The organism is Nitrospirota bacterium, from assembly GCA_037386965.1.
Classification (GTDB): domain Bacteria; phylum Nitrospirota; class Thermodesulfovibrionia; order Thermodesulfovibrionales; family JdFR-86; genus JARRLN01.
This window is the reverse complement of record JARRLN010000103.1, coordinates 1-9429: the sequence shown is the minus strand read 5'-3', so window position 1 is coordinate 9429 and position 9429 is coordinate 1. Positions and strand designations below refer to the sequence as shown.

The following is a 9429-nucleotide window of genomic DNA, read 5'->3' as shown; positions in this document are numbered from 1 at the left end:
GAGCCGATGAATGGGTCTATGTGCAGAACGCCGAGGTCGCCAGGTTCATTCAGAGTTTGGCCCGCCGCAGGAATTAGCCGTCCGACCGGGACAGCAGCCCCGCCGGGTTGCTGGCCAGTCAGTTTTATCTTCGCATTGAAAGGTCGGACAAAACACCTTTTCACCCGAACCCGGCCCGGGCACGTGAGCGACGCATGCTCCGCACTGCGTAACCCTTTCATTTTTGACGCGGACCGGGTTCTCATCGCCCCGAATCCCTAAACGTATCGCTCCCCTAATGCTCCGGATCGTATCCGGCCGGACCGCGTCCGGTGTTATACTGTGCCCATGCTCAAGCGGCGCGGGCACAGGCGGGCGCGTATCGTCTGCACCCTGGGGCCGGCATCCGCCACGAGGGACGTCGTGGGCAGGCTGGTCAGGGCCGGGATGAACGTGGCCCGGTTGAACTTCTCCCACGGCACTCACGAGTCGCACAGGAAACTCCACGGCCTGGTGCGCGGGGCTGCCCGCGGGGCGGGGGTGCCCGTGGCGGTGCTTCAGGACCTTCAAGGCATAAAGATACGCACCGGCACTTTCCCCGGCGGGGCGGTCATGCTGAAACGGGGAAGGGAGGTCCTGGTCCTGCCGGGCCAGGAGGAGGGCTCGGAGGAGAGGATATGCGTCTCCTACCCGAGGGTGGCCCGGGACGTCCGGAAGGGCGGCCGCATCCTGCTTGACGACGGGCTCCTGGAGCTCAAGGTCCTGGGGAAAAAGGGCGAGGCCCTCCGCGCCAGGGTCCTTGAGGGCGGCCTGCTCCGGGACCACAAGGGGGTGAACCTCCCGGGGGTGAACGTCCGCCTTGAGTCCTTCACCGGGAAGGACCGGGAGGACCTCGCCTTCGGCCTCTCGCTGGGAGTGGACTACGTGGCCCTGTCCTTCGTGCGCAGGGCGGAGGACATACGGAAGGTGCGCGCCTTCCTGAGGGAGAGAGGCAAGGGAGACCTCCCCCTCATCGCCAAGATAGAAAAGCCCGAGGCCGTGCAGAATATCGGAGAGATTCTCGAGGAGGCCCAGGGCATCATGATAGCCCGGGGCGACCTGGGCGTGGAGGTGCCCCCCGAGGAGGTCCCCCTCATCCAGAAGCGGCTCATCGAGGAGGCCAACCACAGGGGCAAGCTGGTCATCACCGCCACCCAGATGCTGGAGTCCATGACTCTGCACACCACCCCCACCCGGGCGGAGGCCACCGACGTGGCCAACGCCGTCATAGACGGCACCGACGCCCTCATGCTCTCGGGCGAGACCTCATCGGGAAAGTACCCCGTCCCGGCCCTGAGGATGATGGACCGCATCATCCGGAAGACCGAGTCCACCATCAAGGCGGCGCCTTCGTACCTGGCCGGGCGGACCTATTCCGAGGCGGTGGCGGTGGCCGCGGCGCAGGCGGCCGAGAACATCGGGGCCCGCTACGTGGTGGGCTTCACCCAGTCGGGCTACACCGCGCGGTTGCTGTCCAAGTACCGGCCCTCGGTGCCCATCGTGGCCTTCACCCCCAGCGCGGACGTGCGCTCGCGGATGTGCCTGTACTGGGGAGTCATCCCCCGCATCATGCGGCAAATCCGCTCCACCGACGAGGTCTTCGCCGAGGTGGAAAGGATTCTCCTCAAGGAGGGGATGGTCCGGCCGGGGGAAAGCGTGGTCATCACGGCCAGCTCCCCCATCGGCGGGGCGGGCAAGACCAACATGCTCAAGCTCCACCGGATAGGGGATAAGGGGGAGTGAGGGTGTGGGATGTCAGCAGTCCCGAGGCCATATGTCGGGATGCGGGGGATTCAGCAAGAAAAGACCGGCTTCTCTCCAGGGAGCTTCCATTTTCACCGAAAGAACAGTACGATAGTCCATGAAAAATGACGAAGTAAGGCTCTTATTTGAAACCCATATCGCGGATATCAGGTATACCAAGCAGCAACAATGGAAAACGATATATTTGACTCTAATCGCCTTGGCTGCAATTGTATCGCTGTCCGCTTTCGATCTTCCATACATTTTGCGAATTTATTTAACGGCCGTTTCTCCCTTTGTTGGTGCTCTCGGCATCTGCTACATTTATAATTATCATAAGGATCTCTCAAAATATCGAGCAATAAAGGACCACATTCTGGAGAAGAGATTTCGTGTGTCCATCGACGAACTCTTTGAGGAATTCCCGAAAGGATGGGAGCCACAATGGAAGGACAAGAAGAATGACTTGTTCGAGTTTGTTGCACTTTTTTCCATACTAATTGTGCTTGCAACTGTCATAACGATGATGCTGCTCTGGGTATAACTGCATCAGTGGATAGGCTCTGCAGATCGACAAAGTGGTAACTCCTTCCCATGATTTTTCCGCGGAGATTGAAAGAGTCAAGATACGCCGTCCGTGAGGGGGGGCCTGAAAGAAAGAGGTAGTGGCTTACGGAGAGGTTTAAGAAATCCGCCCGCCATTTCTGAAGGCTTAATGCGCGTGGCCTTCGGGTAGGCGTCCGGGGCCAGGGGCTTCTCGGCATTCGGTTTATCTCTTGCTGCCTTCCGGATGATGAGGGGATATCGGGCGTCGGGCTTCGGTACGTTGACGCCGAGAAGCACTTTATGGTATCTATAAGTACAATGCTGTAGTTAAGGGGGAAGTGATGGGCTTTAATACGAAGACGGTTTCAAGGATTATCGGACTGAGCGTAAGGCAACTCGATTATTGGGACCGGACACATCTGATAAAACCTTCGATACAAGAAGCAGCCGGTACCGGAACGTCCAGAATCTACTCCTTTAATGACCTTGTCCAGTTAAAAGTTGCAAAGACTCTCTTAGACAAGGGGATCAGTGTACAAAAGATTCGCAAGGCCTTGCATTATCTGGAGAAGTCCATCCCCCGCATCGAAAAGCCCCTGTCGAAGCTGCGCTTCTTGACCGATGGAGAGACAATTTTTGTAATTACCGCTAAAGAAAAGGAAATAGTCGATACTCTCAGGACCGGACAGATTGTTATTGCCATAGCCTTGGGAGAGATAGTTGAGGATTTAAAGGGAGAGATATCCGACATCGGAAGTATCAGGAAGTACGACGTGTCTGTTGGAGGGAAGAAATATCCGGTCAAACTGCACCCTGATATGGAAGACGGAGGCTATTGGGTTGAGTGTCCTTCCCTGCCGGGCTGCGCATCACAGGGCGATACAGTGGCAGAGGCACTAAGAATGATAAGAGATGCCATTGAGGAGCATCTTCATGTTGAAAAGCAGATGCAAAAGCGGATTAAGAAAGCTTCATGAGCGGCTTGAACAACCTGAAGCCCGAGAGAGTCATTAAGGCTTTTGAGAGGGCTGGATGGAAAAGGGCCAGGTGCCAGGGCAGCAGTCACGTGAAGCTGGTTAAGGAGGGCAATGTCAACATCCTGTCCATTCCGGTTCACAAAGGTAAACCGGTCAAACAGGGTCTCCTGAGGCATCAGGTGTCGAAAGCAGGCCTGTCTGTCGAGGAGTTTTTGAAATTGTATAAGTAAATGAAAGGTTTGGATATTCATTCACCAAAGAATTCAACTTCAGCCGGAGAGCAGTCGAAAAAGTTCTGGTCCAGGACGCGGGCCCCAAAAAAAGTGGTGGGCAGTGAGGGAATTGAACCCCCGACACGGGGATTTTCAGTCCCCTGCTCTACCGACTGAGCTAACTGCCCGACCACGGGGTAAGACGCGAGGCAAATCTCCATAAAATTTAATCATTTCTCCCCTCTTGTTGTCAAGTTCCCATCGCATCCTTAAAATAGGTTAAACTAAGGAAAAATCACGGTTTTCCGTCCGAGGGGAGTACATTGACGCTGAACTACAGACCATACCTGCCGGCCATCGTATCGGGGGCGGTCCTCATCTTCGCCTTCCCCTTCTTCGACTTCTCCCTGCTGGCCTTCGTCGCCCTGGTGCCCTTTCTGGTCTCCCTCTGGCAGATGAGCGGCCGGCAGGCCTTCAAGGCCGGGATGGCCATGGGCGTGGTGTACTTCTACGGCACGCTGTACTGGATATACTATTCCGTTTACCATTACGGCGGCGTGCCGCTGGTGGCCGCCCTGGCGGTGGTGCTCCTGCTGGTGCTGTACCTGAGCCTCTTCACGGGCCTCTTTGCCCTCTTGTTTGCAAAGAAGCTCCGGAGCTCCTCGCTTCCCGCCCTGTTTTTGGCCCCCGTCTTCTGGGTGGTCCTGGAGTACGCCCGCACCTATCTGCTTTCGGGCTTCCCCTGGGCGAGCATCGGTTACACCCAGCACGAATCTCTCCGCGTCATCCAGATGGCCGACATCACCGGGGTCTATGGGGTGTCCTTCTTCGTGGTGGCCGTAAACGGGGCCATAGCCGACCTCTTCATCATCAGAAAGAGAAGGGAGGCGATGCCGCTTTTCCACCTCTATCCCACGGTGGTGAGCTACGTGCTCCTGGCCGGCCTGGCGGCGGCTGTGCTGCTGTACGGGGGGTGGCGGCTTTCGGAGGAGCGCCCGGGCAAGGAGCTTGAGGCCAGCATCGTGCAGGGCAATATCCGGCAGGACCTCAAGTGGAACGAGCGCTATCAGAACCGGGTGCTGGACACCTATGAGACCCTCTCGGAGACCGCCGAGCTACAGGACGACCCGGACCTGGTCATCTGGCCCGAGAGCGCCCTGCCCTTTTACTTCGGCCTGGACAAGGAGCGCACCGCGGCCTTCCGCCGGTACGTCTCTTCCCTGGGGACCCCGCTTCTGACCGGGGCCGTCACGGTGAAGGGCGCCTCCAGCAGCTACGAGCTGGGTAACAGCGCGGTGCTGCTGACTCCCAAGGGAGAGGTGGCCTACAGCTATGATAAAATACACCTGGTGCCCTTCGGCGAGTACGTGCCCCTGAGGCGGGTGCTTTTTTTCGTGGACAAGCTCGCCCATGGCATCGGGGAGTACGTGCCCGGGGAACAGTACACGCTGGGGAAGCTCCCGGGGGACGGGGAGTTCTCCACGCTCATCTGCTACGAGATCATCTTCCCCGGCCTCGTGCGGAAATTCTTCAAGGACGGCGAGGGCGACTTCATGGTCACCATCTCCAACGACGCGTGGTTCGGCAAGACCCCGGGCCCCTACCAGCACTTCTCCATGGCGGTGTTCCGCGCCGTGGAGAACCGAAAGCCGGTCATCCGGGCCACCAACACCGGGGTCTCGGGCTTCATCGACAGCAACGGCCGCGTCCTGGAGCGCACGGGCATCTTCGAGCGCAACGTCCTGACCGCCGCGGTGCGCACCGACCGCACGGTGAGTTTCTACTCCCGGTTCGGCGACCTGTTCGCCTATCTCCTCATCCTGGGCACCGCGATACTGCTGATGGACATAAGGAGGAAGTAACGATGGAGCGCGAAGAAATCAGGGAGCGGCTCTCAAGCCTGGGCGAGAAAGTCTCCTCCCTCCGGGGGTATCTTTGATGTCCCCCGCCTCGAAGCCGAGATAGCCGAGATAGAGAAGGAACTGGCCACCGAGGCCACCTGGTCGCGCCACGACCGCATGCTTGAGCTCCAGAAGCGGAAGGCCGCCCTGGAGGACCTCCTTTTGCCCTACCGGCAGATGGCCGACGAGTACCGGTACCTGGTGGAGTCCTCCAGCGTCCTGGAGGAGGAGGGCGGAGAGATATTCCTGGAGGAACTGGCCCGGGGCCTCGGAAACCTGGAGGAACAGGTGGAGGAGGTGGAGGTGCGCCTGCTGCTTTCGGGCGAGCATGACCGGGGCAATGCCATCCTCACCATCAACCCCGGCGCCGGCGGCACCGAGAGCCAGGACTGGGCGCAGATGCTCCTGAGGATGTACCTCCGGTGGGCCGAGCGCAGGGGCTATGAGACCCGCATCGTGGACCTCCTGCCGGGGGAGGAGGCCGGGGTCAAGTCGGCCACCGTCTCGGTGGAGGGCCCCTTCGCCTACGGCTCCCTCAAGGTGGAGGCCGGCGTGCACCGCCTGGTGCGCATCAGCCCCTTCGACGCCTCCAAGCGCCGCCACACCAGCTTCACCGCCGTCCTGGTCACGCCGGAGATAGAGGAGGACGTGGAGGTGCAGATACGCGACGAGGACATCCGGGTGGACACCTTCAGGGCCTCGGGCGCCGGCGGACAGCACGTCAACAAGACCTCCTCGGCCGTGCGCATCACCCACCTGCCCACCGGCATCGTCGCCTCCTGCCAGACCGACCGCTCCCAGCACCGCAACCGGGAGGTGGCCATGAAGATACTGCGCTCCCGCCTCTACGAGCTGGAGCTTGCCGAGAAGGAGCGCGCCATGGAGGGCCTGGTGGGCGAGAAGAAGGAGATAGCCTGGGGCTCCCAGATACGCTCCTATGTGCTGCACCCCTACCAGATGGTCAAGGACCACCGCACCGGGGTGGAGGTGGGCAACATAAACGCCGTCCTGGACGGCGACCTGGACGTCTTCATCAAGGCCGCCCTGAAGGACCGGGCCCGCAGGCAGGCCAGGAAGGCCTGAGGGGGCCCAGGGGGCCCAGGGCCTCCCTCTGATAGGGACGGGCTCTTGTTCTTGTACGGCCACCCCGTGTCCGGCCGGGAATCCCCTCTTACCAGTCCATCCCCAGGAACGTCTCCACCACGGAGGGGTCGAAGTGGACGCCGGACTGCTCCCGGAGATAGGAAAGCACGTGCTCCCGGGGCCAGGCCGGGCGGTAGGGGCGGTCGGAGGACAGGGCGTCCCAGACGTCCACCACGGAGAAGATGCGTGCCGAAAGCGGAATCTCCTTTTTCCGGAGCCCCCGGGGGTAGCCCGTCCCGTCCCACTTCTCGTGGTGGCAGTAGGGGATGTCCATGGCCCGGCGGAGAAAGGGGATGGGGGCCGATGTCGTGCAGGAGGGCCCCCCATCGGACGTGGGCCATGTCCTCCTCGGCCGCCCCCAGGGAGCGGGCCACCCGGAGGGTCATCTCCGTCACGCGCTCGGAGTGGCCTTCGGTCTCCTTGTCCCGGTAGTCCAGGGCCCGGGACCAGCCCTCGATGGTGGAGTCGTAGGCAAGTATCAGCTCGTCGCGGGAGCGCTGCAGGTTCTGAAGCAGGGTGGCGTTGTCTATGGCGATGGCGGCCTGACCGGCCAGGGACTCGATGAAGTCCAGCCAGTCGGGCTCCAGCTCGAGGGCCGAGCGGTTGAATATCTCAAGGACCCCCTGCACCTCGCCCTTGGCCAGGAGGGGCAGGGCGAAGTACGCCGTGAAGCCGTGCTTGAGGACGAGGGGCCCTCCGGCGTCCTCTTCCGGCATCTGCGCGAGGTCGGCAATGAAGACCGGCTTTCTGGCCAGGGCCACGCGCCCCGCCAGCCCCTCGCCCAGGCGCAGGGAGGAGCCCATGATGTCGTGCAGGCTGAACCCCCGGGAGGCCCGGTACTCCAGGAGAAGGGAGGTATGGTCCTGAAGGAGCACCGCCGCGGCGTCCACTTCAAGCTGAAGGAGCACTTCGGTCAGAAGGATGTCCAGGCTTGCCGTGATGGCCATGTCCACGGTGCGCAGGGAGCGGAGCCGCTGCATCTGGCGGCTGATGGTCGCCTGGGCGCGCTGCCTCTCGGTGCGCAGCCGGAGGGCGGCCACGCCGTGGGCCACCACCCCGGCGAGCTCGGTGAGCAGGACGACCTCTTCGGAGTCGAAAGCCCCGCTTTCCCCGGCGTAGACCGTGAGGGCGGCGAAGGTGGTCTGCCCCTCTATCAACGGCAAGGCGAGCACGGACCTGTATCCCCGCTTCAGGGCCTCCCCTCGCCAGGGAGCGAACCGGGGGTCGCTCTCCGTGTCCCTGACGAAGGAGGGTTCCCCCTTGCGGATGGCCGTGCCGGTGGGTCCGCGCCCGTGGGGCTCGTCGGCCCACGACACCCGGACGGCCTCGAGGTAGCCGTCCTCGCGGCCTGCCCGGGCCGCGGGGCGAACCTGTTTCTGGGGCCCGTTTTCCACGGAACCGACCCAGGCGAAAAGATAGCCCCCGGTCTCCACCATTATCCTGCAGGTCTCCTCCAGGAGGGAGACCTCGTCGGAGGCGCGGATGATGGCGTTGTTGCAGCGGCTCAGGGCCGACAGCGCCCGCATGGCCCTGATGATGCCCGCCTCGGCCACCTTCCGCTGCGTGATGTCCATGACCATGAAGACGGCGAAGCGGGGCCGCCCCCCGGGGTCCTTGACCAGGGAGGCGCTGAGGTCGGTCCAGAGGATGGAGCCGTCCTTGTGCAGGCACCGGCTCTCCATCCGGTAGTGGGACCTTTGGTCCGCGACGAGCTGCCGGAAAAGGGGGGCGGACCGGGCCGCGTCCTCGGGATGGCCGATGGTGCCCAGGGTCTTGCCGGCCAGCTCCTCTTGGGCATATCCCAGCATATCCAGGAGCGCGCCGTTGACCTGAAGGAGCCTTCCCGAGGGCTCCACGATGGCCATGCCCACGGCGGCCCCCTCGAACGTACTCCGGAAGCGCTCCTCGCTCTGCCTGAGCTCCTCCCTGGCCTGCATGCGGGCGGAGACGTCGATCCAGGTGCCCACCACCTCGGGGCGCTCTTCGGCCTCCCGCACCACGTGCCGCTCGTCGTGCAGCCAGAGGTAGCCGCCGCCCTTCTGCCTGAACCGGTAGACGAAGACGGCGTGGCCCACCTTGAGGAGCTGGGGCACCTCCGCCAGGAGGCTCTCCGTGTCCCCGGGGTGGACGTTCCGGAGCCAGAAGTCCGGGTCCTCGAGGAAGGCCCCGGGCTCGTGGCCCGTGATGGCTTGGACGTTTGCGCTGATGTAGGTGGGCTTGAAGGCGTCCACGGGGCAGCTGTAGATGACCGCCGGGCTCTGGGCCAGCAGGTGCTCCAGCCGCCGCCGGGAGCTCTGGAGCTCCCGGCGAACGGTGTCGAGTTCCGAGTTTCGGGAGCCGAGCTGGCGCGCCCTGCGGTGGGAGACGAAGAGAGTCGCGCCCGTCAGGACGATAAGAAGGAGATGGGCATGGCCGAGGCCCCAGTCCTCCGCGACCCTCTTGGGTACGGCCGCCCCCAGGACGAGAATGAGCAGCACCGCCCCGACCAGAAGGGTCAGGAGGCTCTCTCTGTCCGGCAGCCGGACCTTCATCGCATCTCCCCGGAGGAGGAGAGGACCGCGGCCGGCAGACAACCGAAACGGGTTGACCACGTGGCCATACACACGTTATAGTACACATCCCCGCCCCGTGCAACAATTATCTGGCTGTTTCCCGAAGGGAGCCGGGATGCGGCCGTTCTGCGCTATACTATGTAAATAAAGAAAAAAGTGCAGTGGAGAGCGCGGGCATGGCAAGGAAGGTCGTCCCTTACGAAGAGATTTTCCATGACATCCTGGGTGCCCTGGGAGAGCAGGCCCAGGACACCCTGAAGCAGGTCGTCATCCTGGCCGTGGAGATAGCCCGGGAGGGGCGGGAGGGGCGCAAGATAGGGACCATGTTCGTGGTCTT

At 62.3% G+C, this 9429-nt stretch carries 7 protein-coding genes, 1 tRNA gene and 1 pseudogene; 6 read left to right on the top strand and 3 right to left on the bottom strand.

The window, feature by feature from the left end; genetic code table 11:
• Positions 1–327 precede the first annotated feature (327 nt).
• From pyk to P8Y39_11895, 4 genes are all read left to right on the top strand, one after another.
• Positions 328–1761 carry a pyruvate kinase gene (gene pyk / locus P8Y39_11910; protein ID MEJ2193022.1) on the top strand — a complete coding sequence of 478 codons (1434 nt, stop codon included), beginning with the start codon at positions 328–330 and terminating at the stop codon, positions 1759–1761.
• Positions 1762–1879: 118 nt separating this feature from the next.
• Complete coding sequence (locus tag P8Y39_11905) at positions 1880–2305, top strand: hypothetical protein (protein MEJ2193021.1); 426 nt, start codon at positions 1880–1882, stop codon at positions 2303–2305.
• 343 nt (positions 2306–2648) lie between these two features.
• Entirely contained in the window at positions 2649–3284 is a 636-nt protein-coding gene (locus P8Y39_11900) for a MerR family transcriptional regulator (GenBank protein MEJ2193020.1), read from the top strand.
• Positions 3281–3514 (top strand): type II toxin-antitoxin system HicA family toxin, encoded by a 234-nt coding sequence (locus P8Y39_11895; GenBank protein ID MEJ2193019.1) that lies wholly within the window; start codon positions 3281–3283, stop codon positions 3512–3514. Before P8Y39_11900 ends, P8Y39_11895 begins: the two co-directional genes overlap by 4 nt.
• Before the next feature lie 94 nt (positions 3515–3608).
• Here P8Y39_11895 and P8Y39_11890 read toward each other — a convergent pair.
• Positions 3609–3684, bottom strand: a tRNA-Phe gene (locus tag P8Y39_11890).
• A 135-nt stretch (positions 3685–3819) separates the two neighbouring features.
• Here P8Y39_11890 and lnt point away from each other — a divergent pair.
• Together lnt and prfB are read left to right on the top strand one after the other, a co-directional pair.
• Positions 3820–5358, top strand: coding sequence for an apolipoprotein N-acyltransferase (gene lnt, locus P8Y39_11885; GenBank protein MEJ2193018.1), 1539 nt, complete (start codon positions 3820–3822; stop codon positions 5356–5358).
• A 2-nt stretch (positions 5359–5360) separates the two neighbouring features.
• A protein-coding gene (gene prfB, locus P8Y39_11880) for a peptide chain release factor 2 (GenBank protein ID MEJ2193017.1) occupies positions 5361–6480 on the top strand; the annotation gives its coding sequence in 2 pieces (ribosomal slippage) (positions 5361–5432 and positions 5434–6480; 1119 coding nt in all).
• 88 nt (positions 6481–6568) lie between these two features.
• On the opposite strand, the gene P8Y39_11875 is transcribed toward prfB, so the two are convergent.
• Positions 6569–6814: an HD domain-containing phosphohydrolase gene (locus tag P8Y39_11875; protein ID MEJ2193016.1), complete on the bottom strand. Its 246-nt coding sequence runs from the start codon at positions 6812–6814 to the stop codon at positions 6569–6571.
• A gap of 77 nt (positions 6815–6891) precedes the next feature.
• Positions 6892–9071, bottom strand: a pseudogene (locus tag P8Y39_11870) (GAF domain-containing protein).
• Positions 9072–9429 lie beyond the last annotated feature (358 nt).